Below are 24,715 nucleotides of genomic sequence, written 5' to 3' on the forward strand. Positions count from 1 at the left end.
ACTGGAAAGAACCTGACTACTTTATCTAACGGTATTTATAAGCCACTCTCCGGGGTTCGGGGAGTGGCTTTTTTATAGTCTCGTGAATACCGACGGTTCATGCATCGGTGGCTGATCCCAATTGCGGTATTGTTGATTCCTTTGGCGATGTCATTGACTTCGCCGGGTTTGAAGCTTAGAATACTCCTTCCGGTTTAGGGCTTAGAATCCATCAGTCATTCGTTGTCTTCTTCCTTTTTGCGCTGCCGATCTTGATGATAGTGACTGCCGTTTCCATCTATGTCATCACCCATGTGCAAAGAGAAACGTCGAATGAAAACTTAGGGAAGGTCATGGCGATCATCATGGCGGTGTCGCAATGCGCCGCTCCTGTCGGTCAAATCGTCTATGGCTTCGTCTTTGAAGCTTTTAACAAAGCAGCTTATGTGCCTGCGCTGCTTGCGAGTATCGCTACCATGATAATCGCGGTAATGGCACGAACCATGGTGAAAAATAAGGAGTCTTTATCTTGACACACATCGTATCCATCAGAAATCTCACAAAGGCCTTCGGAACCCATGAGGTCATCCGGAACTGCACCATCTCTGTGAATGAAGGAGAAATCTACGGCTTTTTAGGCGCGAACGGCGCGGGAAAGACCACGGTGTTAAAGCTAATTGCGGGGCTTTTGAATCCGACAAGCGGACGGATAGAGGTTTGCGGTATGGAACATCCCGGCAACAGGGAGGCAATCCTGAGAAACATCGGCAGTCTGATTGAGGTTCCCGCTTTTTATGAACATCTGTCCGCGACAGAGAATTTGGAAATCCACCTTGCCTATATGGGCATACAAAAGGCGGATATTGAAGGAACGCTCAATCGCGTAGGACTGCCCGGAACATCGGCACAGCCGGTTTCTCAGTTCTCATTAGGTATGCGCCAGAGGCTCGGAATCGCGCGCACGATTATCCACAAGCCGCGCCTCCTGCTTTTGGACGAGCCGATCAACGGGCTTGACCCGATGGGCATACGGGACATGAGAGAGCTGTTCTCGTCCCTTGCGCACGAGGACGGCATGACTCTGATGATATCAAGCCATATCTTAGGCGAGATAGAACATATCGCAAACACCGTCGGGGTAATCGTGGATGGCGCAGTCGTTAAAGAAGTCGCGATGGACTCCATAAAGAAAAATTACCCGGAAGGGCTGGAGGATTATTTCTTTACCGTCATGAGAGGGAGGGAAGCACAATGACGAACCTTATAAAACTGGAATTGCGGAGGAACAAGATTCGCACATACATCTTCGCGGCGCTTTACATTACGGCGGGCATACTCGGATTGCTGTATCTGTTCGCCGCCATGCCCTACATGGAGACGGGCGATGCGGACATGGCCGAGTTCGTCAACTACACCGAAATCATGATGTCCGCGGCAATCGTCAATACGGCGGCCTTCTGCGTCCTGTCCGCTGTCATGCACTCCCGGTTCGTGATAGAAGAATACAGGGGTTCGCAGGCCATACTGCTGTTCTCCTATCCCGTGAGCAGGAAGAAAGTGTTCCTGTCCAAACTGGCTCTTGTGAGTATGACTACGATAGCCGGATTGATTATCAGCAACCTGATTGTGTTCTCGGTATTCCTCGGAATGGAATCCGTGTTTTCGCTTGTCGGTGATAAGGTTACATCCGATCTGCTGGCGCACCTGATTATCCTGACTGTTGTCACGTCAGCTCTGGCTGCGGCAATCGGTGTTGTTTCTTTGTCAATAGGCTTTCGCAAGAAGTCTTCTCAGGCAACTATCGTATCTGCCGTTGTGTTGATGGCGCTCTTTTGTAGTGCTATTTCCAACATAGGTGTGGGTGGTTTTCTCGCCGTAGCTATCGGGATTATCCTGCTGATAGCCGTGATAGTGACCGGCGGATTGGTGAAGAAGATTACCCATATGGAGGCGTGAATTATCATAATTGTGTATTGAAACAAAGACATACCGCCCGGTACTAATGGACATAATGAACACAGTACCGGCACGTACGTCTTTTTCCGTCTTTCCCGTCTTTTCCGACACGGAAGTCTCGACAGCCTTGACTTTGGCAGCCTTGCCCGTCGGTTTTCCCCGCCTCAATACTGCAACGCGGACGCTTTGAGCATCCGGTCGAACAATTCCCGTGCCTTGTCCCGTGAAATGTTCACCAAAGGATCACAGAGGAAAGCGGAGAAAAGCAATCCATCATCTCCGGAGACAACCGCGTCAAGCGTCATCTGCTGGACATCACTGACCTGTCTGACCAGATTTTGGACTGCCAACGGAGGAGCTGACGAGACAAGAGGACGGATGGAATCCTGTGAGATTACCCCGTTGCTCTCCACAATCCGTCCCACGGGCAGATAGTTGATCTGACCCTCGTTGGGAAAATTGATATTGGTTACCATAGTACGTTCACCCATAAGGGAACGCATGATGTCCACGCCTTCCTCATCAGAAAGCTCAGCCACCAACTCATCATCCTTGAAGACCTTCTCCCTTTTCTCCTTGGCCGAACGCAACCGCCAATCATAAGGCGTACGAATCACTCCATAGTGATGAAGATCTTCGTCACTGGTCAGGAACCATGGGACGAACTCGGCAAGATGCCGATCCCCGGCAGCCCCCAATGCCCCGAAATCACGAAAGAAACTAAGACCTATGATCTGGTCGCAGTCAAACCACTTCTCATCCTTCAACCTCTGGAGTGCCTGTGCCGTCCTGTTGGTAAATATCGCGGGATTGGAAACAAGCTCAAGAAGATGGGGCATCAGGTCATTGCCCTGCCAGGTAGCCTTGGTCAGGAAGGTGAAGTGATTTACCCCCGTAATGTCAATCTTTATATCCCTGCGGTCCGGTCGGGGGACGGAGAACCACCGGGAGACTCCATCGGCAAGGAAGTTCTGGGTATGAAATACCTCATGGCAGCAACCGAGAGCCTTTATCCCAGGAAAGGCATGGTACAGCGCGGCAGTACACAAGGTCATAGGATTGGTGTAGTTGATGACCCACGCATCAGGACAGTATTTCTCAATCTGTCGGGCGAAATCAAAGAAAATCGGTAATGCCCTGCGGGCACGCATGATGCCGCCGGGTCCGGTGGTATCTCCGACGGACTGCAAGATTCCATATTCTTCAGGCAGAACCAGATCCCCGTAACGGCATTCAGTCTTTCCTGGCTCAATTGAGATAACCACCAAATCACAACCAGAGAGAGCCTCGCCTATCTCATCGCATGCCTCAACCTGAAATCGCCCTTCGCTTTTGTTGACGGAAAACACTTGACGCGCGACAGCTACGTTGTTCCGTGCCGCTGCCTTATCGATATCGTACAGAACCAAGCTTCCGTGCGTCGTGGTATTGTACGCAAGGTCCTTCATGAACTGTATTGCCCAAAGACGACTTCCTCCACCGATGATGCAGATGCGGGTCTTTTTCATATTCCGTTCCTCCTATTCCTGCCCTATTATCATGCCTGTCCCACCGGATTGCATAGGTCGCTTAGTTTGACATTCGGTATCTTTTCTTGACATGAACCGGAAAAATCAATGATATGATATCATCATGTATTCGTTGATTATCATAGATGATGAAAAAGAACTTTTGGAAGGGCTCGCGCACTATTTCCCGTGGGAATCCATTGGTTTTATCACCGTCGGAGCTTTCAGTGATGCCAAGAGTGCCCTTGCATATTGCCGGGATAATCCGGTCGATGTAGTCCTGACGGACATCCGCATGCCTTTCCTTTCCGGTCTCGACCTGATCAAAGAACTCCGTACACACAATCCAACCCCAATATTCTGCGTCATGAGCGCCTACAGCGACTTTGAATATGCCAAGCAAGCCATTGCATTCGGCGTGAAGGAATACTTGGTCAAACCTCTATCTTTTGATGATCTCAGGGCCTCTTTCCAGAAAATCCATGCGCATCTTGACGGGACTCCCGTTCTCCTGCCCTCTGAATACAGTCATGATGAGACGCTTCCCCTGATCAGCCAGACCCTTGCCATCATTGAGAAGCGGTTAGGGACATGTTCGTTGCAGAACATTGCCGGAGAATTGAATATATCCGCCAGCTATCTGTCACGGCTTTTCAAGAAAGAGGTCGGACAAAACTTCCAGGAATACCTGCTCAAGAGGAAAATGGACATGGCCGGGAAGATGCTTTCCGGCAAGGTGGAATACAGGAACAAAGAAATAGCCCGGACACTCGGATATCAGGATACCCAGAATTTTTGCAGGACTTTCCGCAGATATTTCAAGACATCTCCACAGCAATACAGACAAGAGAACAAGACATGACGAACAGCAAGAACAGGATATTCAGGATATTCCTCCGTCACAGTCTTCCGTTGCTCATTGTGACGCTGCTCTTTGGGACAGGGGCAACCATCATGGTCCGCAGCTTCATCCAGCGCAACAGCATCAGCCAGGCTCATCGAACCTTAAACCAGATAAGCGCGTATTACGATGTCATCCTTGACGAAATGGATTCCCTGAGCCTGATGCTCAGTACCAATCCTGAGATGCTGGTGAGGTTGCAGAACATCCTTGAAAACGAAGCAAGCATCGACCTGGATACCTTCCGTGAAATCAAGCTCATCCGTTCCTTTCTCTCCGCTCCAGCCAACGCGCGACCGTACATCGAAGGCATCTATGTCTATCTGGAAAACCACCGACAACTGGTTCTGTCAGGCAACCTTGGATTCGTCACCCTGCCAACGATGGAGGATGCTTCCTGGTACAGGACATACAGGGCAATGCCGACAGATATCCAAGAATACTCGGAACATGTGACCATCCGGGAAGGAACTGCCACCGAACAGAGCATCATCCGTATATATCGCCGGATTACCACTTTCGCCGGAGCTCCGCTGGGAATCATCGTCCTGGACATCAAGGAAAGCGCCCTTGCACAAAGCTACATGGTTGGAGAAGGTGAACGTTTCTCCGTTTACAACAACAATGAAAACTTACTTTTTTCCAATCCTCCCGGAGCTTCTGCCTACCCGAAGGACGACCTGGAGCTTTTTCAGGCAAAATCAGGCAAGTATGGGTGGACGTATGTCCTGAGCATCTACAAACCACAGCTTTATGCTCTTTCGATCACTTTGAGGAATTATACTCTTGCGCTCACCATTTTCGCTTTGCTCATAGGCCTTTTCCTGACTCACCGAACCAATCGGCGGGAACACCAGTTCCTCGCCAATGTGATGAAACAACTCACACAGGTCGGGGATATAGACTTAAAGGGAAAAACTCCCTCGGAATATCGCAACATATTCGATTATCTCAACTACCATGTCATCAAGACCTTCATTGAGCAGGACTACCTGCGGTGGCAGAAAGAAGCCATGGAATACCGCGCCTTACAGATGCAGATTAATCCTCACTTCCTGTTCAATGCGCTGGACACAATCAACTGGAAGGCAGTGAGACTTGCCGAGGGGGAGAACGATGTAAGCCGAATGATCCTATTGCTCTCAAAACTCATCAAATATTCATTGCAGGTGGATGGATTGGATGGAGTCCCGCTGGAAAAGGAACTGGAACAAACCGACTGCTACATCCAACTCCAGCAGATACGTTTCCGTGATTCTTTCACCTTCACGTGTGATGTGGACAGTACTCTGCGGGACGTCCTGGTTCCCAGCATGTTCTTTCAGCCAATTTTGGAGAACTCCTTCAATCATGGTTTCGTCGAAGGTCGGATGCTGGTAATTTCCCTGAGAGCCGAAAGCCTGGGAGAAAATGTCCTGTTCACTATCTCCAACAACGGTAATCCCTTGTCGACACAGGAACTTGAGCGTCTTAACAAGGACAATTATGATGCCCTTAAGAAAAGAACTTCCCTCGGTTTGCAGAACATCCGCAACCGATTGGAACTTTTCTCCCAGAGGAAAGGGAGAATGGTCATCTCCAGTGATGGCAGGCAGGGCATGTCGGTCAGCATACTCCTGCAACAAAGACGGTCAGTTTTTCATGCCGGTGGTGGCGATTCCTTCGACGAAGTACTTCTGGGCGGAGAAGAACAGAATCACCGGCGGCAAGATGGAGAGCAGGCTCATCGCCATGATCTGGTTCCAGTCGAACTCGGCGGAAATGTCCATTGTCATTCTCAAACCTAACGCTACAGGATATTTCGCGACACTGCTGATATAAATTAGAGCGTTGAAGAATTCATTCCATGTCCAGACGAACTGGAAGACGATTACCGAAAACATCGCCGACTTGCATAATGGAAGCAGCAGGTCTTTGAGAATCACAAAACTGTTACACCCATCAAGTTTCCCGGACTCATCAATTTCAAGCGGCAGGCCACGGAAGAATTGTACCATCATGAAATTGAAGAATGGAAAGCATCCCAGCAATGCCGGGACGATGAACGGCAAATATGAATCCAACCAGCCAAGCTCGCGGAAAAAAATGTACCGAGGAATGATGATTACCGTCGCTGGCAGCATCATCGTGGAAAGCATGACGATGAAAAGGATCTTCTTCAGCGGGAAATTGAAACGGGCAAAGCCGTAGCCGACCAGCATGGAGGAAAACACTGTAAAAAGCACTGTCGGGACGACCATCAGGAACGTATTGATGAAAAAAGTGCCAAACCCGTACTGTCCGCTGCCCTTCCAACCAGAAGCGAAAGCTCCGAACACAGGGTTCCTCGGTAACAGGGAAAGGGTGCCAAATATCTCCTCATTGCTTTTGAAGGAAGCTCCGATCATCCAGAGCAGAGGATAAACCATGATATAGGCCAGCAGGATAAGCAGGACATAGGAAGCGATCTTGGCAAAGCTATGTTTCTGTCTGATCATAGGGAATCTCCATAATGTACCCAGGAATCCGATGATTTGAAGGTCAGTCCGGTAAAGAACAGGATGATGGCGAACAATATCCACGAAAGAGCGGAAGCATAGCCCATCCTGAAAAACTTAAAACCATGGTCATAGAGCATCAGTCCATAGAGATATGTCGATTTCAACGGCCCTCCCTGGGTGATGACGAACGCCGGGGTAAAATCCTGGAAGGCGTTGATCATTTGCATGATGAGGTTGAAAAGAACAATCGAGGACAACTGAGGCAAAGTAATCTTCCAAAAAATACGCATCTTCCCCGCGCCGTCGATTCGTGCCGCCTCGTAAAGGCTTTCAGGAATCTGTTTCAAGCCCGCCAGGAAAAGAAGCATGGATGAACCGAACTGCCAGATGGTGACCAGGCTGACGGTTCCCAAGGCAAGATTCGGATCTCCAAGCCAGTCGGCTCCGGGAAGTCCGATGCTTGTGAGCAGATTGTTTAGCACCCCCTGGTTCATGAAAAGATATTTCCACAATACGGCTATGGATACACTGCCACCAAGGATGGAAGGAATGTAATAGAGCGTCCTGAACAGGTTGATTCCTTTGATTTTTTGGTTGAGGATGACTGCGATGGCCAAGGCAAAAGCTATCTTGCAGGGTACGGCTATCAGTACATATGCAGCGGTGACCTGCAAGGATTTGAGAAAGGAAAGATCCCCGCTGAATATCTTCCTGTAGTTGTCCAAGCCAACGAACTTTGGGTCTCCCAGCAACTGAAAATCAGTGAAGGAATACCAGAACGATCTGACCAAGGGCACAAGCTGGAGAACGAGAAAGCCAATGAGCCAAGGCATGATATAGATATATCCGGGGAAAGAATACTTTTTACGTATCACCATTGTCCCTCCTGATGGATAGGATAACATGCCATCCGCCCAATCATTCTCATCCATGTGGGTGGTATGTGGATGGTATTGCGGATGGCAATTCAACACAGTAATGAAATCTACAGATTGGTCAGCGTAGCCGTGAGATTTGCAATCATCTTGGCAGATGCCTGCTGCGGAGTAAGACGACCAAAACCAAATTCATCAATGACATCCTGCATGGTCTGGATGACTTCGCTGTTCATCTGCCATGAACTTTGAGGAAGCCCGGCCTGAGCTATTCCATCATTGGTAGCCTTTTCCGCCAAAGCAGTAATCTGGTTTTTCTCTGCAAGGATTCTTCTTCCGCTGACCGTGGCAGGGATTCCGCGGGCTGTGCCGAGGATTTCTATGGCTTCATGATTGGTGAAAAGATAATCCAGGACTTTGATAGCCTCGTCCTTATGCACGGAACTGTTGTTCACAACCATGATTTGTGAAGGTCTCATCAGGACGCCAGTGTTCTTTGCCCCTTCCATGACAGGTAATTGACGCGTCTCGATGTTTTTCTTATTGCCAATGGCTTTATCCATGGAACTGACCCAATCCCAGGCGGTAGCCGTTTTGCCATTAATCCATGAGGGATTCTCGTGGAATTTCTGATAGAAAAGGGATGTCTGGGAAAACGGCGCGACAATACCTTCATCGAACCATTGTTTGAAATAGGCAAATGCCTGGGTTCCCTGCTCTTCGGTAAAGGCTACCTGTTTATTGCTGTTAACGACTGCGCCAGCAAGTTGGGCAATGTAGATTTCAAACCAGTAGCGCATGATGTCCGGGCTTGCGGAACTGAAATAAGCGGCGGGGTCGTTCTGATGTATCTTGCGACCTTCGGTGATGATGTTCTCCCACGTCCATACGGTATCAGGGTCTATGCCGTTATCCGCAAGCAACGTGACATCAACAAGGAAAGTATTGACATTGATTCCGGTGGGAAGTCCCAGAAGCTTGCCATTGTAAGTGCAATAATCATTCAGGAAGTCAACATCGAATTCGTCAAGGTCGATCATCGTTCGGTCCAGGACGACAAAGACATCTCCTCTGGCTGAAAGTTCGTTGAGCCACGGCTGGTCAATCTGGATGATATCGGCAGCAGTCCTTCCGGCAATCTGGGTGACAAGTTTTTGGTAATAACCGTCCCAACCGCCATACTCGCCTTCCAGTCTGACGTTGGGATTCTCCCGTTGGTAAGCTGCCATCGCATTGAGGGTGGGCGTATGCCGGGAATCACTGCCCCACCAAGAAACGCGGAGAGTCTTTGATCCTGAATCCTTGGATGATTCTTTGCCGCCACCTGCAAACATAGTTCCCATGGTCACAAGGACGATGAGAAATAGCATAAGGTTTTTTTTCATCATGAACCTCCATTTGTTCTACCTGTACGGCTAGTCTGCTGGGGTTTCCCGCATATGGACAGTACGAGTTTCTTGACATAAAGGTATCATTTTTTGATATTTCAGACAGCAGGACACTGAATCATCACGTCCAGAAATGGAACGACATTCACTTCAGGCCGCTTTTCAGCCATAATGCCGTGGCTCGGACAGTATCTTCTACAGACCGTGGTTTATACCCCAGTTCACTGCTGGCTCTTTCATGGGAATACAATGAGTTTTCCGACAAGGTTCTCAAGGAGTACCGGGTGAACAGTGGTGTTTCACCGGTAAGTCGGTAATGAAGCTCCATGAAAGGGGTAAACAGCTTGGCAAACCACAGGGGGAGATAGAGTTTTGTCTTCCTGTTTCCTGTGGCACGGGACAAAGAGTCGAACAGTTCCTTCACTTCAACGAAGCGGTTGGAAAGAATATAACATTCCCCTCTCCTTCCTTTCTCCGCAGCCGCGATGATGCCGTTGGCGACATCCCGAACATCCACGAAGTCAAACCCACCCCGTACTCCAGCAGGCAACTTGCCCTGCACATACAGGGACATCATGTGCGTCATGTTCCCAGTCTGCAAACCATGCGGACCTATGATGCCAGAAGGATGGACGACGACCGCATCCAGATTGTCTGCCGCCGCATCAAGCACCATCTGCGTAGCCATGGCTTTGGTCTTGTCGTAGTATCCGCGAACCGCGTCAGGATTGAAATTACGTATTTCACGCATGATCTGACCATGGGGCAGCACAGGAATGGCATGGACGGAGCTGACATAGACCAGCCTACGGACATGATGGCGCAGACATGCGTCAATGATGTTCCTGGTTCCATTCACATTGACAGTTTCTACCCTCTTATCTGGCTTGCGGGATATCGTAACAATACCAGCGCAATGAATGACAATGAACCCGCTCTCCTCAGCATCCGCTGCATCAGCCTCTCCATTATCCTTAGCGAACAGCGGATCAAGGGAAGATGGATTACACACATTGCCCGCATATTCAGTCAGTAGTTCACGGTTCACGTTGATGAAAGCCGGACACGTCTCCCCCGGCAGGACAAGGGCACGTACTCCATGTCCTTGTTCCAGCAGCTTCCTGACGACATATCCGCCAAGATGCCCGGTCGCGCCAGTCACTATATACATTTTTTCACTCATGCTGTACCTCCATGATGTCCGTCTTGTTCCAATCGTTTTTCATTCGGCCTCAAACTGTTCCATCACCTTCCAAAACACCTTGAGACCGGAATCTACAGCCTGATGGGTTCCCAGGCCAAACCCTTCGGTAGATTGTTCTTCCCTTGCAATGGGAGATTTCTCCATTTAAAATATTCATACCGGTTGTCATTTAATCAACAGCATGTTCGCGAATTACCGTCATTCATCTAACATGGCACAAGACATCCGTTCGATAAAATCCAGAACGATGCCGGGAGGTATTAAAATGAAACACTCCGGGGAAAAGATTGACCGCAGGGTTCTCTACACCAAGATGATACTTAAGGAAAGTCTAGTAGAGTTGATGAAGGAAAAACCTATCGGAAAAATTACACCTACTGAACTCTGCCGCCATGCAAACATGAACCGCAATACTTTTTATTCACATTATGACAGTCCAGAAGATCTTTTGCGCAGCATTGAGGATGAACTGTACGAACAGATAAAACATTCCATCGTAAATTCCTTGTCAAAAGGAGATATTTTCTTGTTGCTGAGTGAGATATGCCAAGCAATCCATAACAATGGGGATCTCTGCTCCGTGCTTCTCTCCGAATATGGTGATAAAGATTTCTTCCGGCATCTCATTGATCTGGCTCATGATAGAACCATTGAGGAATGGAGGGCTGCGGGCATTCTCCTTGAAAAAGAAAAGGTTGAATTTCTCTATTGCTTCTCCATAAGCGGGAGCGTCGCGACAATCCAGAAATGGATACAGGACGGGATGAAGCAACGCCCGGAGGATATTGCCCGTTTCATTGAAAAAGCAACACAGCACGGTGTCCGTGGATTTGTGGGAAGATGAAGAACAGGGAGCTTCACTTTCTCCCCATCAGTCGAAAAGCAATGAAATAATTTCAGCTTGGGTTATTGTTCCGAAATACTGGGACATCGTGAATTGACCAAGGATTTTTTCCATTGTCCACCTGCTGTATTGTTCGCCGCGAAGTCGTTCTTCAATCTCAACGACATCATGGAGTCCAAGGTAATCGCCGATGAACCGGATGGAACGGATGAGTCCTTGGCCGACATCGGCGTAGGCCTCAATCTTCCCACCGGGGAAACGACGCGCGACATGGACATTGAATGCTGGTGACGCTCCATAAATCCATCCCCATGTAGAGAACCTTTCATCAGCTTCTTTCTGTACTGCTGCTTTTTGTTCTGAGGTCAGAATGATTTCAGTGTCTCTAGCCTTATCAGAAAGATAATAATGCAAGGCGTCCCAGAACTGACGGATGTCCATGTCCTTGGGAAGATGTTCGCGAATGTTGGTGACGCGGGAGCGGACGGACTTGGAACCTTTTGAGCTGATCTTGTCCGGATTCACGTTCAGGGCAGCAACCAAATCATCAAGGTTCTCATCAAACAACAGCGTGCCATGGTGCATCAGCCTGCCGTTGGCTATGCGTTGGGCGTTGCCCGATATTTTCTTGCCGTCTATCAGGATGTCGTTCCGTCCGGACAGCTCTGCCTTGACTCCCAAGGTCGCAAGGGCATCAATGACCGGCTGCACATATTTAAAGAAGTTGACGCGGGACAAGTCATCCACATTGAGGATGAAAGTGAAATTCAGGTTCCCCAAATCGTGATAGACCGCTCCCCCGCCGGAAACCCTGCGGGCTACATGGATTCCCCGTTCTTCCACGAAGGCCGAATTAATCTCCTCCAAGGTCGTCTGGTTCTTACCTATAATGATGGACGGCTCGTTTTGCCACAGGAAGAAAAAGTCCTCCTTCTCATCTATATGCTTCATGGCATACTCATCCAGAGCAAGGTTGTAATAGGGATTCACCGATGGATTCAGCAGATATCGCATATGAACGCATCCTTCTTGTCGTTTTTCCTCACAGGCACCTTACTACATGTGCTGAGGGAATGGAATGCCATCACTGCGGGTGATGGCATTCCTCTGAGACGCCTCTACTCTCCGAATGCGTACCGTACCACCGGATGACGCGCGGCCTGGACATCATCCGGCCTTCCCACAGACGTGCTGGTCGGCGCGGCATGGAGAGCATCAGGATCAGTTTTGGCCAGCTCGTGAATCTCAAGCAAATCCGCAATGGCCTTGTCAAGCGTTTCCAAAGATTCAGTCTCAACCGGCTCCACCATCAGTGCCTCATGGACTATCAGGGGAAAATACATTGTTGGAGGATGGATGCCCCGATCCTGCAAGCTCTTGGCAATGTCCATCGCCGTGACACCATACTTCTCCTTCTCTGGTTGGAGAGTCATGACAAACTCATGCATGCACAGTCCAGGATGGCTCATCGTATACGTACCTGCGAGCTTTTTCTTCATGTAGTTCGCATTAAGCACTGCGCCACGGGCGACCTCCGGAATGCCTTCCCTGCCTAAAGTCATGATATAGGACAATGCCTTCACTACCACGCCGAAATTACCATGGAAAGCATGAATACGACCTATGCTTTCCCTACCCGTTTCTGGAAGGAAGGACGACAGGAGCGCTTTGCAACCCACTGCGCCGCTTCCCGGTCCACCGCCGCCATGGGGCGTAGCAAAAGTTTTGTGGAGGTTCAGGTGAATCACATCGAAGCCCATGTCACCGGGACGCGCCATGCCGACCACCGCATTGAGGTTTGCTCCATCATAATAGTTCAATCCGCCTGCCTCATGGACAATACGGGTGATTTCAAGAATGTTCGGGTCGAAGATTCCCAGCGTATTGGGATTGGTCAACATCAACCCAGCGGTATCAGGGCCTACGGCGGCCTTCAATGCTTCAACGTCCACGCATCCATCCGGAGCGGACGGCAGGTTCACCACGGAGAAACCCGCCATGGCAGCGCTCGCCGGATTGGTTCCATGGGCGGAGTCCGGCACAATGATCTTGGTTCGTCCGTCATCGCCCTGCCTCTTGTGGTATGCCTTGATCAGAAGCAAGCCGGTGAACTCGCCCTGGCTGCCAGCGGACGGCTGGAAGGTCATGTCCTCCATTCCCGTAATCTCACACAAGTAAGAACGTGCAGTGTCCAGTACTTCATGCGCACCTTCAACCGTATGATTCGGTTGGAGGGGATGGATGTCCGTAAAGCCGGGAAGACCAGCAAGGACTTCGGCAATCTTGGGATTATATTTCATTGTACAGGAACCCAAGGGATAGAAACCATCGTTCACCCCGAAGGAACGCCGGGCAAGCGCGCTGTAATGTCGGCTAATGTCGTTCTCGCTCATCTGAGGCAGACGGGGCGGGTTTTTCCGCGCATAAGAGGAAGGGATCTCCACAGACGGGACATCGCACGATGCAAGGATGGAACAACGGCGTCCGACATGGCTTTTCTCAAACAGCAAGTCCATCACAGCACCTCCCCTTTCAAGATATCGACAAGCCTGTCTATATCGTCTTTGCCTATCATCTCGGTCACGCACCAGAGCAATGAGCCGTCTTCCAGGGGAAGCCCGCCCAAGATGCCATGAGACTCAAGGACAGCCAATGTTTTTTCCGTATCAGGACACGCGGTGACGAACTCATGGAAGAACTCGCCGGAATGTTTCAGGGCAAAGCCAGGGATGGCGGATATCCGGGCAGCCGCGTACCGTGCCTTGGCATGGCACTGGCTCGCCACGTCTTCCAGACCAGCGGGCCCCATGACGCTCATGTAAACGGCGGCGGTCAAAGCGCACAGCGCTTGGTTGGTGCAGACATTGCTTGAAGCCTTCTCCCTGCGGATATGTTGCTCACGCGCCTGGAGGGTCAGCACAAAAGCCCTCTGGCCGCGGCTGTCCGTTGTCTCCCCCACGATGCGTCCGGGCAGACTGCGCATAAGAGGAGCCTTGCATGTGAGGAAACCCAGATAGGGACCGCCGAAACCAAGGGGAAGACCCAGAGGCTGACCTTCACCCGCCGCAATATCCGCGCCCCAGACACCGGGAGCTTCATAAACACCCAGGGAAATGGGATTGACGCCGGCGACAAGCTTGGCTCCGTAGCTATGTACGATTGCCGCTATTGCTTCCCCATCCTCCAGAAGTCCGTAGTAGTTAGGTTGCTGGACATAGACACAAGCAGCTTGGGGATCTTTTTCCAGCATGGCAGAAAGAGCCTCTTTGTCGGTACGCCCGTCCTTTTCAGGAATGATGGTCAGAGGAGCCCCAGAACCGAAGCAGTAGGTTCTGATGGTTTCCGTGATACGCGGATTGGTAGTGGCGGAGACATAGATACCATGCTTCTTGCGTTCGCGGCACATGGCGACCGCTTCAGCGGCGGCACTGGCTCCGTCATAGAGGGACGCATTGGACGCATCCATTCCGGTCAGCTCGCAAATCATTGTCTGGTACTCAAAGATGGACTGCAAGATACCTTGGCTGATTTCCGCCTGATAAGGGGTATACGCCGTAAGGAAGGTTTCATTGGATGTGATACGTGTCACGGCGGCGGGGATATAGTGGCGATACGCGCCAGCGCCGCGGAAGATGGTGGGGAATACCTTGTTCTTCCCGGCCATTACCGTCACCTTGTCATGCAGCTCCATCTCCCCCATGCCCGATGGAATGGCCAGCTCCCCGGCGCGGGTCTTTTCCGGCAGGACAGCGAACAGTTCATCTACAGACGACATGCCCAAAGCCTCAAGCATGATGCGGCGCTCAGCATTGGTCGAAGGAATATAAGAACCCATTATTTCACTCCTGTCACAGCATCATATTCCTTGGCATCGAGCAGCCCTTTCTCATCAAGGGTGCCACGGACGCGGATGAACCACGTACCATAAGGATCCTGGTTGATTGCTTCCGGGGTGTCTGCAAGGATGTCGTTGATTTCTTCCACAGTACCAGTGACCGGACAGTATACATCACTTGATGTCTTCACAGACTCCACGGTTCCGAAGTCCTGACCAGCCTCTATATCATCACCAACCTCCGGCAAGGCAACGAAAACAATGTCTCCAAGTTCTTTCTGCGCAAAATCTGTGATGCCGATTTCATAGACGCCATCAGAAAGGATCTTGATCCATTCATGGGATTTCGCATACTTCAGGTCTGTGGGCAGTTTCATGGTCTTTCTCCTCATGCGGACGAACCGCACTGTTCTCAATATCCGCGACCCCGCGGGGCCGGTCAAGGAAGTTTCTCGTCAGGTTCTTTTATAAAAAGGCAGTGCAATGACTTTCACGCCAATTCTCCGTCCGCGCACATCTGCTTCAAGCTCCGTTCCCTCTGCGCTCGCTTCTTTCTCAACATACGCCATAGCGACAGCCTTGCCGATCCCCGGACACATTGTCCCGCTGGTCGTGTGGCCAATCTTTTTCTCTCCCAGGTAGATATCTTCATGTTCACGGACAATGCCCCGGCTGGTCACCTCCAATCCTACCCGGACGACATCAGGGGCTTCCATGCCATCAAGCGCGTTCCGACCTATGAAATCCCCTTTGTCCATCTTGACGGCAAAATGCAGTCCTGCCTGGAAAGGCGTGGTATCTTCATCCATTTCATGTCCGTAGAGAGGCATGGCGGCTTCAAGGCGCAGGGTATCACGGGCAGCCAGCCCGCAGGGAACCAATCCGTCAGGGGCTCCGGTCGCCAGCAGAAGCTCCCAAAGCCTCTGCGCATCAGCTGGGGCGCAGAAAAATTCATAACCAAGTTCCCCGGTATAGCCAGTACGGGAGATGATGCAGGAAATGTCCCCCACCCGGCCATCCTCGACCAAGGTATAATATTTCTCCGGTATGACAGCAGGCTCGGCAAGGCGGGCAAGAATGGCGGGAGCCGCTGGACCCTGGAGGGCGATGAGAGCCGTTGAGTCGGATATGTCGGTGAATCTGACGTCTCCCTCCAGATGCTCCTGTATCCACGCTGCGTCCTTGGCTCGGTTCGAGGCATTGAGTACCATGAAGTACCTGTCCTCGTCCATCTTGCAGACCACCAGGTCGTCGAGGATACCTCCCTTTTCATTGCACATCAGGGTGTAGCGGACGCGGCCTTTTTTCATGTTCCTGAAATCATTGGTGAAGATGCGCTGGATGTTTTCAAGGGCATCAGGTCCTTCCAGGGTCATCTCTGCCATATGGGAGATATCAAAGAGTCCGGCATGGGCGCGGACGGCCTTGTGTTCAGCAATGACTCCGTCCTGGTACTGGACGGGAAGGACATACCCACCAAAGGACACCATGCGTCCTCCGTGGGCTTCATGCCATGCATATAGCGGCGTCTTCAGCTCCATTATCAGCTCCTCATGCAAAAAGAACCGGTACGAAACAAAGCATGCAAACACGTGCCAGAAGTAGCAATGGCTTCTTTCATCCAAGGACATCCAAGAGCATTGTCACACGCTATGAACTCTGAACAAAACTGTACACGGATTCTTCAGGACATGAACGAAGAACGCCATGGTTCAACACTGTACCGGCCAGGAGGATGCTAGCAGGAAACCATAGGGATGTCAAGTTTTGATAGGTGTACGAGCCTGTGCGGGCGATGTGTACAGGTGGTAGGCGCGGGCGGTGCGTGCGTATGCGGGAACTGAACGCAAACCGGGGGGAACGAGCTGGCAACCATATTTTTTGACGATAGTGAAGCCATTATTTGAATAGTTGTTAACTGTTCATCCTATGTGCATCACTAGTCGCAAAACAAGAGTCCAAACAAATATCTGGACTCTCAAACCAACCTGAAACTTCTGGATCGAACTTTCTTGAGTTATTTTAGTTTCCGCAACTGCAAAGCATGTCGTATCATACTACCCTGTCCTTGATCGCCTGTGCTATCGGGACATCGGCATCTGCCCATGCCACGGAAAAAAGACTGTCCTTGTCCAGCCAGCGGAAAGCAAGATGTTCTTCAAGAGATAATTCCCCCTCCACCAAAGTACAGAGATAAGCATGCATGGTCAGGCTGAAAGAATGGTACGCATGCTCAACCGTCATGATGTACCGGTCAACCGAAATGACTGAATCAAGCTCCTCGCGGATTTCACGGACAAGAGCTTCTTCAGAGCTTTCCCCATCTTCCACCTTCCCTCCGGGAAACTCCCATCTACAGGCCATCTCCCCCGCATCCTTCCTCTGTGCGGCGAAGACTTTCCCATCCCGGATGATGACTGCGGCGACGACTTCCACATGTTTCATGGCTGTTCCTTATGCGCGGTAGCTTACCACAAAAGACTGGCGGAAGAAATCATTGTATGGTACGTTTCACGCCCAATCACCGGCTAATCACCAGCAGGAACTATTCAAGAAAATTAAACTGAACCACTATTGAATCCAGAGAATAGAAGAAGCAAGGAAGGTTGGAGAGAATATAAAAGGGGGCAGGAACCCCACGGAAGATTATTCCATTGCAAGTGCCACACAATCGCAGGGCCTCTGCCCCAAAGTCCATTATTCTCTTACGCACAAAAGAAAATGATAAGGCTTACAATTCAAATATAAGCATGATACTTTCTTTCGCCAACATATACAGATAAAAATTTTGTAAAATGGAATCCTCAAAAGAAATGATTGAGAAGTGAAATGACCAGGGGCAAAGTGAAGACACTGAATACCGTCCCCTGAGCCATGGTTGCTACGGCAAAGTCAGGGGCACTTCCAAATTTCTGCGCAAAGATGACATTCAAGGAACCCGCCGGCAGAGACGTAATCACCACACACGTCCCCACGACAACAGGGGAAATGGCAAAGTGACGAGCGACAAAGATCATAATCAGCGGAAAGCAAACCAACCGCATGAGGGATATCACATAAGAAAGACCATCCCTGACCAGAGCTTTCGCCGGGATATCAGACAGCCAGCACCCTATCAGAATCATGGACAGCGGCATTGACATGGAACCGACCAGAGAGAAAGAATCGGTAACCATGGCAGGAAACCGGAAAGGAGAGATGAAGATGAGCAGGGAGATAACCGAGGATATTGTCAAAGGATTAGTGACAAGCTTACGCCAATCAATTGTGCTGGCTCCATTCCCCTCTATGCTCATCACCCCGAAGGTGAACATGAAAAGATTGTAGAGCAGATTGTACACGATGGCGAACAACATGCCCTCGTGACCAAATAAAGTGGAAGCGATGGCATATCCCATGAAACTGGTATTCGCAAAGACATTCATCGCAACGAACACCCCCTTCTTCTTCCCTGGGGGATTGAACAGCCTGCCCATCAGGAGGGACAAGCCAATCGCCACAATGTAATAGGCAAACACGATGAGCGCGGTGAGCAGAAGATTATTGCTGTACTTGGGATTGAACGTGCTGTTGCCAGCGGCCAGCACGCCAAGAGGCAGGATGATGGAGAGCAACAACCGTGAGATTGTCTGCTGCCCTTCCTGACTGATGACGCGGAAACGACAGGCGACCATGCCAAGGGCTATCAGAATTACCATCTTGGCCAGAAGACCGAAAATCACCGTTGAATCAAGTTCCATACCCCCACCCTCCCATCGGACACGAGCATGCTTCAGACCATGATGCATCATGGATAAAGACATTGTTTTTTCTGGAATACAGAGAGACGCATATAAAAAGACACCCGAAGGAATATTTTCCGGGGCAACACGCCAGACGCCAGCGTAAATATTCCTGAATCTCTGGTCAAGTACCAGAGAGCCTGTAATACACCTGTAACGTCTGTAATACAACACTATAGTGAGATAATCCGCGGAAACTTCCGGCACCTAAAGATGAAAACCTCTCCTCAGATAATCCGGGATGGATTCAAAAAGCGCCTTGTGATGACCGAGCGCCGCCTCAAGCGGCCAGTTGGGATTGCGCAACAAAGCCCGCCCGATGCAGACCAGATCGGCGTCTCCGTTCTGGAGGACATACTCGGCCAAATCCGGAGCATCCAAGATGCCGACCACCATGACAGGAAGACCAAGAGCGTCCTTCACCGCGCGTGCCAAGGGAACCTGATAGCCGGGAAATACAGCAGGAGGCACGGGAATGACCCCACCGCTGGAAACATTCACCGCGTTAATCTTGTCCTTTACCTTCTCCAACACAGAAATGATATGTCCCATACCGTAGTCCTGGGGACTGTCGGCGCTGACACGAACCCAAAGAGCCTTGTCCGCTGGCCAGACGAGACGCACGGCGTCAATGACACGGGACAGGAACAAACTCGGTTCCCCATAGGCATCTGTACGTGTGTTGACCGTAGGGCTGATGAACTGGTTGATAAGATAGCCATGAGCGGCATGAAGCTCGATTGCGTCGAAACCCGCCTCATCAGCACGACGGGCGGCTGCCTGGAAGTCGGCAAGGACACCCTCGATTTGCTTCTCCGTCAGTGCTTGAGGCTTCCGATATTCGGAACTGAAAGCGACTGTACCGGGGCCGTAAATCGAGGACACGCCATCGGTAACGGCGCACTTGCGCCCGGCATGATTAATCTGGATGGCTATTTTACCACCTTCATGATGGACGGCTTCTACTACCGAAACCAAAGCATCACGCTGCGCATCGTTCCACAGACCAAGGTCGGCATCCATGATTCGTCCCTCAGGACTGATTCCAGTCGCTTCCACAATAATCAGCCCGGTTCCGCCTATGGCGCGTGCGGCGTAATGAGCTTGGTGAAAGACGGTCGCTATGCCATCATGGGCATGCGCTTGGGTGGTACACATGGGCGGCATGACAATCCGATTTTTCAGCTTCATGCCCTTTATTTCAAAAGATTCAAACAATTTCATCATTTTTTTCCTCCGTGACGATGCATATGGGTATATCTTTACGTGTGAGGAGCGCATCGTTCCTATGTTTTCATGATACACGGAATCACGGAGGACTTCCATGGCTTACCAACCCCTTCCCTTTCTTCCCCTTTCGCCTGACCTGTATGAAAAAATCCCCCTGCCTGCGCAAAAGGTGATGGAACAGGGCGGAACCGAACTGCCTGGAACCGGTGAGTATGAACATTTCAGCCGGGAAGGAACCTACTTCTGCAACCGTTGCCATTCTCCGCTCTATCGGTCATCGGATAAATTCGACTCCGGCTGCGGCTGGCCATCCTTTGACGCTGAAATCCCCCATGCAGTGGAAAGGATTCCTGACCGTGATGGACAGAGAATTGAAATCCGCTGCGCCACCTGCGGCGGACATCTCGGCCATGTCTTTAGTGGCGAAGGTTTCACATCGAGGGACGTGCGCCATTGCGTGAATTCCCTCTCCCTCCATTTCGCGGCATCTCCACCTCTGGGGAGGGCATTCTTCGCCGGTGGATGCTTCTGGGGAGTAGAAGATCTTTTCAGCCGACTGGAAGGAGTCACCGACGTGACGAGCGGATATTCCGGAGGCTATGTGGAAAACCCCTCCTATGAGGATGTCTGCCGTGGTTTGACCGGACACCTTGAAACCGTCCGCGTCACCTATGACATTGACCGTCTTTCCTACAAAGATCTGATCCACTGGTTCTTCGAGATACATGATCCTACCCAGACAGACGGGCAGGGACCGGACATTGGCGAGCAGTATGAGTCAGCTGTCTTTTACCGGAACCGTCATGAATATGACATTGCCTTGGAAGCAATACGGGAGTTGGAGGAAAAAGGCTACGACATAGCCACCCGGCTCCTGCCTGCCGCGCCGTTCTGGGAGGCTGAGGACTACCATCAGGACTATTATGAGCGCACAGGTTCCCGGCCATACTGCCATGCCCATGTGAAGCGGTTCTGACCATCCCGTCCAGGTCGTATGTCTTTATCTGACCTCTTGTCTGTCCTTTAGTCTGTCCTTTAGTCTGTCCTTTAGTCTGTCCTTTTGTCTGTCCTTTTGTCTGGCGGAGCGATGGTGAACGCTATCATGTGGAATTAAAAAAGCATTCCCGTGGAACAATGTAGTCAGTGGCTTCGTTCTGAATCGTCGTACATGAGCATTGCCAGGAAAAGACAAAAAAGATATTCTTCATAATATTAAGAATGCGTGACCCGCGTATGACAGGCATACACAGAGGAGATTTGCGATGCGCTTGATGGATTCACCCATATTCCTTGCTTTCCTGGCGACTCTTTTCACCTGGGGCATGACGGCCCTGGGCGCCGCGTTGGTATTTTTCTTCAAAGATATCAAGAAATCCATGCTCAACACCATGTTGGGATTTGCCTCCGGTGTCATGATTGCCGCCAGCTTCTGGTCCCTGCTCAACCCTGCCCTGGAAATGGCTCCGGATACAAGCTCCCTCCCGGCATGGCTGGTGGTAGGCATTGGCTTCATGCTCGGCGGAATCTTTCTTTGGGGAGCTGACAAGCTGCTGCCCCACCAGCACTTTTCCGCTGACAAGAACGCCGTTGAGGGATTGCCCAGCCATCTGCGCCGGAGCATCCTCCTGGTACTTTCCATTACCCTGCACAATATCCCGGAAGGTCTGGCCGTAGGGGTGGCGTTTGGAGCAGTCGCGAATGGGCATGATACGGCCACCATTGCAGCGGCTCTCTCGGTGGCCATAGGAATCGGCATCCAGAACTTTCCGGAGGGAGCCGCAGTGTCCATCCCTTTGAGACGGGAAGGCTTGAGCCGCTTCCGCTGTTTCATGTACGGACAGGCTTCCGGCATAGTTGAGCCGATTTCCGCCGTCCTGGGAGCCTTTTTGGTTACCCAAATGCGCTCGATACTCCCCTACGCGCTGGCATTTGCCGCCGGAGCCATGATATTCGTCGTCATTGAAGAACTCATACCCGAAGCGCAAATCAGGGATCCCAAGGAATACAGCAAGGCGCACTTTGTCACTGCGGGAGCGATGATCGGCTTCACGGTGATGATGATTCTCGATGTCGCGCTGGCGTGAGACACAGCGCCAGAAAACCACGCCGGAAAATTACGCCAGAAAACTAAGATAGAGAAGCCGCAAGATTGACAGACTGGCATCTTGAAAACAGGTAGTGAGGCGGGATTTACAGGCGGTCAAGCAGATTGTCGATAGTATAGTTCCCCAAGCGGGATACGCCGCCCTGAAGCAACTCGCGGCTGATTGCCTCGCCAGCCGTGTCAGATTCCTCTGTCTTCCCGCTTTCCCGTAATCTCTTTTTCTCACCCGCGGCAAGGCCATAGACAGCCTCGACTACCTCACGCACCTTCATGCTGTCCAGAGGACGCGCAGGCATGAACATGGTACGGTTGTTGTTTGTAGCGACTATGTAGTGGAGGGACGTGAGGAGTTCAATGTAAGAAAACAGCCGTCGGTCAGGAATAATCAGGAGATCACCCAGCTCGCGCGATGAGGAAGAACCCTTGCCTTCCCTATAGTTGCTGCCAATCAGCATCAGCACATCAAGCGCCTCGGCAATCTGGACGGAAGGAGAATTAGTCAGACCAACACGCTTCCCGTCAGGATGAAACTGATGCACGTAGGAGATTTCCACGGCACTCAAGATGATGACCCACATCAGGTACATCCAGAGAAGGAAGAAGAATATTGATGCGATGGAACCATAAATCACCGAATACGTGACGGCTGTCCCCATCATCCACGTCATGCCGTCCTTGGTCAAAGAGAAAAGAACCGCCCCGATGCCGGCGCCCAGAGCCGCGCTGGAAAGCCTCACCTTGGTGTTGGGAACAGTGAAGATGACAAGGAAGAATATGACGAACATGATTACCCACTGGAGGAAATCCTTGGAGAAAAATTGGAAGCCTGCCACTGAACCCCCGTTCATCGAGGCAATGATCGGAGTCATGATAGGTTGGATGCTGATGTAAAGACCTAACAGAAGAATGCCGATGATCAGGAAACTGATGGAATTGGTAAAACGGCGGATAGGATTACGGTTGAGGGCGACATGGTATATCTGGTTGATGATAGTCCATACCTTGTTCACCAGCAAGATGGATGTGAACAGGAATGAAATGATGCCGAAGATTCCCAAACTGGTGGCGTTCCCGGTGAAAGTCGTGAGCAAACCAAGAAGCTGCGCTCCTGCTTCAGGACCGAAAAACTCCACTGTCAGGTCATTGAGAAATGTGATGAAGGGCTGTATCGCTCCCATGGGCGCAAGGAACATCAGAATGACCGTGACTAAGGGAACCACTGCCATCAAGGACGAATAGACCATGCCGCTTGCCATGATGGCGACTTGGTCCCTGTTTATCCGGTACCACACGGAGGCAAGGAACTTACCCATCGTCTGAAGGAGGTAAAGCACTTTCCCCATGAAGTCTGAAAATGAAGCGTGCGCTGAATCCTGTGTCCGGGTATTGGAGGGAATACCGTGCGTCCCACCGTCCTTTGCGTCCTTTCCTCCTGTATCTTCCTGATAGCGGGTAATCACTCCCAAGGGCGTGGTTTCCGTGCTGAGGGTTCCCGACCGTATCCGGGAAGGCTTGTCAGGGGAAACAGGTTCCCCTGCCGCCTTTTGAACGGCGGCAGGGACCTGGGGAACTTCCGGCGAGGGTGCAACCTCGCCGACCGGCATGCCATGCTTGTCGTCCTTGGCTTCCCGGAATGGAGGCAGGTTCTTAATCCATGAAAGAATCCGTGCAGGCCGGTTGCTCATTACGCATCACACCTCGACACGACGTCGAAGCCAATCCAAGACATAAGCGTACACATCTTCCTTGTCAATCTCGTTAAGAATCTCATGACGCCCGCCGGGGAACAGCTTGAGCGTCACATCGGAAACATTCGCGTCATGATACATCCCGTAGACGGCGCGGACACCTCTGCCAAATTTCCCCACAGGATCCTTGTCCCCGCTGATGATAAGCAACGGAAGGTCACGGGGAACCTGCGCGGTCACATGTCTGTCGTTCACATAGGCGATTCCCGTGAGCAAATCCGCGAAGAAGCCAGATGTGCAGACAAACCCGCAATTATCGTCTGCCACATACTCATCCACCGCATGGATGTCACGGCTCAGCCAGTCAAAAGCCGTGCGGGCAGGAGCGAATCTTCGGTTATAACCGCCGAAGGACAGCTTATCCAGCCTTTTGGAGACATGATGGCTGCCATACCGCCGCACTTCACCACGGGCAAGTGCCAGTCCAAGACGACCGGCAATGCCCTGTCCGGGAGCTGTGCCACAGATGATGATGCCGCTGTAGAAAGAAGGATGCTTCACCATGGCGGTACGGGCAAGGAACGAACCCATGCTGTGTCCGAAAAGGAACACCGGTACATCAGGATAGTCCGAGGAAACCGCATAGCTGATCTCCCAGGCATCCTCGGCGACCCGGAACCACCCGTCGTTGTCAGAAAACCATCCCCGGTTCTCAGGGCGGTCAACACTCAGCCCATGCCCGCGATGGTCATGGGCACAGACAATGAAACCCTGTGAGGTCATGAAGGAAGCAAAGTCCTCATACCGGGCACTATGTTCCGCCATACCGTGCAGGATATGGAGCAAACCCACAGGATTTCTGCGGGATCGTGGTTCCCAGATGCGACAGGCCAGCCTGAAACCGTCACTGGTATTCATGTACCGTACTTCCATATCTATTC

At 51.1% G+C, this 24,715-nt stretch carries 22 protein-coding genes and 1 pseudogene; 8 read left to right on the forward strand and 15 right to left on the reverse strand.

Translation table 11 applies throughout. The features are described from left to right. Positions 1-332: 332 nt before the first annotated feature. The 3 genes from SPICO_RS09840 to SPICO_RS06170 are packed head-to-tail and all read left to right on the forward strand — an operon-like array spanning position 333 to position 1,935. Positions 333-512 carry a hypothetical protein gene (locus SPICO_RS09840; RefSeq protein WP_052295842.1) on the forward strand — a complete coding sequence of 60 codons (180 nt, stop codon included), beginning with the start codon at positions 333-335 and terminating at the stop codon, positions 510-512. Then, positions 509-1,234 (forward strand): ABC transporter ATP-binding protein, encoded by a 726-nt coding sequence (locus tag SPICO_RS06165; RefSeq protein ID WP_013739810.1) that lies wholly within the window; start codon positions 509-511, stop codon positions 1,232-1,234. Before SPICO_RS09840 ends, SPICO_RS06165 begins: the two co-directional genes overlap by 4 nt. After that, entirely contained in the window at positions 1,231-1,935 is a 705-nt protein-coding gene (locus tag SPICO_RS06170; RefSeq protein ID WP_013739811.1) for an ABC transporter permease, read from the forward strand. Before SPICO_RS06165 ends, SPICO_RS06170 begins: the two co-directional genes overlap by 4 nt. 164 nt (positions 1,936-2,099) lie before the next feature. On the opposite strand, the gene SPICO_RS06175 is transcribed toward SPICO_RS06170, so the two are convergent. Further along, positions 2,100-3,443, reverse strand: coding sequence for a family 4 glycosyl hydrolase (locus SPICO_RS06175; RefSeq protein WP_013739812.1), 1,344 nt, complete (start codon positions 3,441-3,443; stop codon positions 2,100-2,102). A gap of 124 nt (positions 3,444-3,567) precedes the next feature. Here SPICO_RS06175 and SPICO_RS06180 point away from each other — a divergent pair, with 124 nt between their 5' ends. Together SPICO_RS06180 and SPICO_RS10485 are read left to right on the forward strand one after the other, a co-directional pair. Then, the gene (locus SPICO_RS06180; RefSeq protein WP_013739813.1) at positions 3,568-4,305 is read left to right on the forward strand and encodes a response regulator transcription factor; all 738 of its coding nucleotides are present in this window, start codon (positions 3,568-3,570) and stop codon (positions 4,303-4,305) included. Positions 4,306-5,357: 1,052 nt separating this feature from the next. Further along, positions 5,358-5,594, forward strand: a pseudogene (locus SPICO_RS10485) (histidine kinase); the annotation flags it as partial. Positions 5,595-5,975: 381 nt separating this feature from the next. Here the strand turns inward: SPICO_RS10485 and SPICO_RS10140 are convergent. The 4 genes from SPICO_RS10140 to SPICO_RS06210 all read right to left on the reverse strand — a co-directional run bounded on the left by SPICO_RS10140 (position 5,976) and on the right by SPICO_RS06210 (position 10,270). Next, entirely contained in the window at positions 5,976-6,821 is an 846-nt protein-coding gene (locus tag SPICO_RS10140) for a carbohydrate ABC transporter permease (RefSeq protein ID WP_013739814.1), read from the reverse strand. Next, complete coding sequence (locus SPICO_RS06200; protein ID WP_013739815.1) at positions 6,818-7,702, reverse strand: carbohydrate ABC transporter permease; 885 nt, start codon at positions 7,700-7,702, stop codon at positions 6,818-6,820. Before SPICO_RS06200 ends, SPICO_RS10140 begins: the two co-directional genes overlap by 4 nt. A gap of 107 nt (positions 7,703-7,809) precedes the next feature. Beyond that, complete coding sequence (locus SPICO_RS06205; RefSeq protein WP_013739816.1) at positions 7,810-9,084, reverse strand: ABC transporter substrate-binding protein; 1,275 nt, start codon at positions 9,082-9,084, stop codon at positions 7,810-7,812. 148 nt (positions 9,085-9,232) lie between these two features. After that, positions 9,233-10,270 (reverse strand): NAD-dependent epimerase/dehydratase family protein, encoded by a 1,038-nt coding sequence (locus tag SPICO_RS06210; protein ID WP_013739817.1) that lies wholly within the window; start codon positions 10,268-10,270, stop codon positions 9,233-9,235. A gap of 286 nt (positions 10,271-10,556) precedes the next feature. On the opposite strand from SPICO_RS06210, the gene SPICO_RS06215 reads away from it, so the two are divergent. Beyond that, positions 10,557-11,135, forward strand: a complete 579-nt coding sequence (locus SPICO_RS06215; protein WP_013739818.1) for a TetR/AcrR family transcriptional regulator — start codon at positions 10,557-10,559, stop codon at positions 11,133-11,135. 27 nt (positions 11,136-11,162) lie between these two features. On the opposite strand, the gene lplA is transcribed toward SPICO_RS06215, so the two are convergent. The 8 genes from lplA to SPICO_RS06255 all read right to left on the reverse strand — a co-directional run bounded on the left by lplA (position 11,163) and on the right by SPICO_RS06255 (position 19,979). Further along, a complete protein-coding gene (gene lplA / locus SPICO_RS06220) occupies positions 11,163-12,149 on the reverse strand; it encodes a lipoate--protein ligase (protein ID WP_013739819.1) in 987 nt (328 codons plus the stop codon). 104 nt (positions 12,150-12,253) lie between these two features. Continuing rightward, a complete protein-coding gene (gcvPB, locus tag SPICO_RS06225; protein ID WP_013739820.1) occupies positions 12,254-13,651 on the reverse strand; it encodes an aminomethyl-transferring glycine dehydrogenase subunit GcvPB in 1,398 nt (465 codons plus the stop codon). Next, positions 13,651-14,970 carry an aminomethyl-transferring glycine dehydrogenase subunit GcvPA gene (gene gcvPA / locus SPICO_RS06230; protein ID WP_013739821.1) on the reverse strand — a complete coding sequence of 440 codons (1,320 nt, stop codon included), beginning with the start codon at positions 14,968-14,970 and terminating at the stop codon, positions 13,651-13,653. The genes gcvPB and gcvPA overlap by 1 nt, the downstream gene beginning before the upstream one ends. Next, positions 14,970-15,347, reverse strand: coding sequence for a glycine cleavage system protein GcvH (gcvH, locus tag SPICO_RS06235; RefSeq protein ID WP_013739822.1), 378 nt, complete (start codon positions 15,345-15,347; stop codon positions 14,970-14,972). Before gcvH ends, gcvPA begins: the two co-directional genes overlap by 1 nt. Before the next feature lie 78 nt (positions 15,348-15,425). Beyond that, positions 15,426-16,511, reverse strand: a complete 1,086-nt coding sequence (gene gcvT / locus SPICO_RS06240) for a glycine cleavage system aminomethyltransferase GcvT (protein WP_013739823.1) — start codon at positions 16,509-16,511, stop codon at positions 15,426-15,428. Between the two features lie 511 nt (positions 16,512-17,022). Further along, positions 17,023-17,415 carry a (deoxy)nucleoside triphosphate pyrophosphohydrolase gene (locus tag SPICO_RS06245; protein ID WP_013739824.1) on the reverse strand — a complete coding sequence of 131 codons (393 nt, stop codon included), beginning with the start codon at positions 17,413-17,415 and terminating at the stop codon, positions 17,023-17,025. Between the two features lie 359 nt (positions 17,416-17,774). Next, positions 17,775-18,710 (reverse strand): AEC family transporter, encoded by a 936-nt coding sequence (locus SPICO_RS06250; RefSeq protein WP_013739825.1) that lies wholly within the window; start codon positions 18,708-18,710, stop codon positions 17,775-17,777. Positions 18,711-18,959: 249 nt separating this feature from the next. Further along, positions 18,960-19,979 (reverse strand): oxidoreductase, encoded by a 1,020-nt coding sequence (locus SPICO_RS06255; RefSeq protein ID WP_013739826.1) that lies wholly within the window; start codon positions 19,977-19,979, stop codon positions 18,960-18,962. A gap of 97 nt (positions 19,980-20,076) precedes the next feature. Between SPICO_RS06255 and SPICO_RS06260 the strand changes: the two genes are divergently transcribed. Then, entirely contained in the window at positions 20,077-20,958 is an 882-nt protein-coding gene (locus SPICO_RS06260; RefSeq protein WP_013739827.1) for a bifunctional methionine sulfoxide reductase B/A protein, read from the forward strand. Positions 20,959-21,244: 286 nt separating this feature from the next. Next, complete coding sequence (locus tag SPICO_RS06265) at positions 21,245-22,066, forward strand: ZIP family metal transporter (RefSeq protein ID WP_013739828.1); 822 nt, start codon at positions 21,245-21,247, stop codon at positions 22,064-22,066. Positions 22,067-22,172: 106 nt separating this feature from the next. Here SPICO_RS06265 and SPICO_RS06270 read toward each other — a convergent pair whose 3' ends face one another. Next, positions 22,173-23,771 carry a YihY/virulence factor BrkB family protein gene (locus SPICO_RS06270; RefSeq protein ID WP_013739829.1) on the reverse strand — a complete coding sequence of 533 codons (1,599 nt, stop codon included), beginning with the start codon at positions 23,769-23,771 and terminating at the stop codon, positions 22,173-22,175. 6 nt (positions 23,772-23,777) lie between these two features. Next, on the reverse strand, positions 23,778-24,707 hold the full coding sequence (locus SPICO_RS06275; protein ID WP_013739830.1) for an alpha/beta hydrolase: 930 nt from the start codon (positions 24,705-24,707) through the stop codon (positions 23,778-23,780). Between the last annotated feature and the right edge of the window lie 8 nt (positions 24,708-24,715).

This window comes from Parasphaerochaeta coccoides DSM 17374 (genome assembly GCF_000208385.1).
Lineage (GTDB): Bacteria > Spirochaetota > Spirochaetia > Sphaerochaetales > Sphaerochaetaceae > Parasphaerochaeta > Parasphaerochaeta coccoides.

Coding starts and splice junctions, on each gene's coding strand:
- SPICO_RS09840 (WP_052295842.1), top strand. CDS start 333: ATGGCGATCATCATGGCGGTGTCGCAATGCGCCGCTCCTGTCGGTCAA.
- SPICO_RS06205 (WP_013739816.1), bottom strand. CDS start 9,084: ATGAAAAAAAACCTTATGCTATTTCTCATCGTCCTTGTGACCATGGGA.
- gcvH (WP_013739822.1), bottom strand. CDS start 15,347: ATGAAACTGCCCACAGACCTGAAGTATGCGAAATCCCATGAATGGATC.
- SPICO_RS06170 (WP_013739811.1), top strand. CDS start 1,231: ATGACGAACCTTATAAAACTGGAATTGCGGAGGAACAAGATTCGCACA.
- SPICO_RS06275 (WP_013739830.1), bottom strand. CDS start 24,707: ATGGAAGTACGGTACATGAATACCAGTGACGGTTTCAGGCTGGCCTGT.
- SPICO_RS10140 (WP_013739814.1), bottom strand. CDS start 6,821: ATGATCAGACAGAAACATAGCTTTGCCAAGATCGCTTCCTATGTCCTG.
- gcvT (WP_013739823.1), bottom strand. CDS start 16,511: ATGGAGCTGAAGACGCCGCTATATGCATGGCATGAAGCCCACGGAGGA.
- SPICO_RS06245 (WP_013739824.1), bottom strand. CDS start 17,415: ATGAAACATGTGGAAGTCGTCGCCGCAGTCATCATCCGGGATGGGAAA.
- SPICO_RS06255 (WP_013739826.1), bottom strand. CDS start 19,979: ATGATGAAATTGTTTGAATCTTTTGAAATAAAGGGCATGAAGCTGAAA.
- gcvPA (WP_013739821.1), bottom strand. CDS start 14,970: ATGGGTTCTTATATTCCTTCGACCAATGCTGAGCGCCGCATCATGCTT.
- SPICO_RS06250 (WP_013739825.1), bottom strand. CDS start 18,710: ATGGAACTTGATTCAACGGTGATTTTCGGTCTTCTGGCCAAGATGGTA.
- lplA (WP_013739819.1), bottom strand. CDS start 12,149: ATGCGATATCTGCTGAATCCATCGGTGAATCCCTATTACAACCTTGCT.
- SPICO_RS06175 (WP_013739812.1), bottom strand. CDS start 3,443: ATGAAAAAGACCCGCATCTGCATCATCGGTGGAGGAAGTCGTCTTTGG.
- SPICO_RS06260 (WP_013739827.1), top strand. CDS start 20,077: ATGGCTTACCAACCCCTTCCCTTTCTTCCCCTTTCGCCTGACCTGTAT.
- SPICO_RS06265 (WP_013739828.1), top strand. CDS start 21,245: ATGCGCTTGATGGATTCACCCATATTCCTTGCTTTCCTGGCGACTCTT.
- SPICO_RS06270 (WP_013739829.1), bottom strand. CDS start 23,771: ATGAGCAACCGGCCTGCACGGATTCTTTCATGGATTAAGAACCTGCCT.
- gcvPB (WP_013739820.1), bottom strand. CDS start 13,651: ATGGACTTGCTGTTTGAGAAAAGCCATGTCGGACGCCGTTGTTCCATC.
- SPICO_RS06210 (WP_013739817.1), bottom strand. CDS start 10,270: ATGAGTGAAAAAATGTATATAGTGACTGGCGCGACCGGGCATCTTGGC.
- SPICO_RS06215 (WP_013739818.1), top strand. CDS start 10,557: ATGAAACACTCCGGGGAAAAGATTGACCGCAGGGTTCTCTACACCAAG.
- SPICO_RS06180 (WP_013739813.1), top strand. CDS start 3,568: ATGTATTCGTTGATTATCATAGATGATGAAAAAGAACTTTTGGAAGGG.
- SPICO_RS06200 (WP_013739815.1), bottom strand. CDS start 7,702: ATGGTGATACGTAAAAAGTATTCTTTCCCCGGATATATCTATATCATG.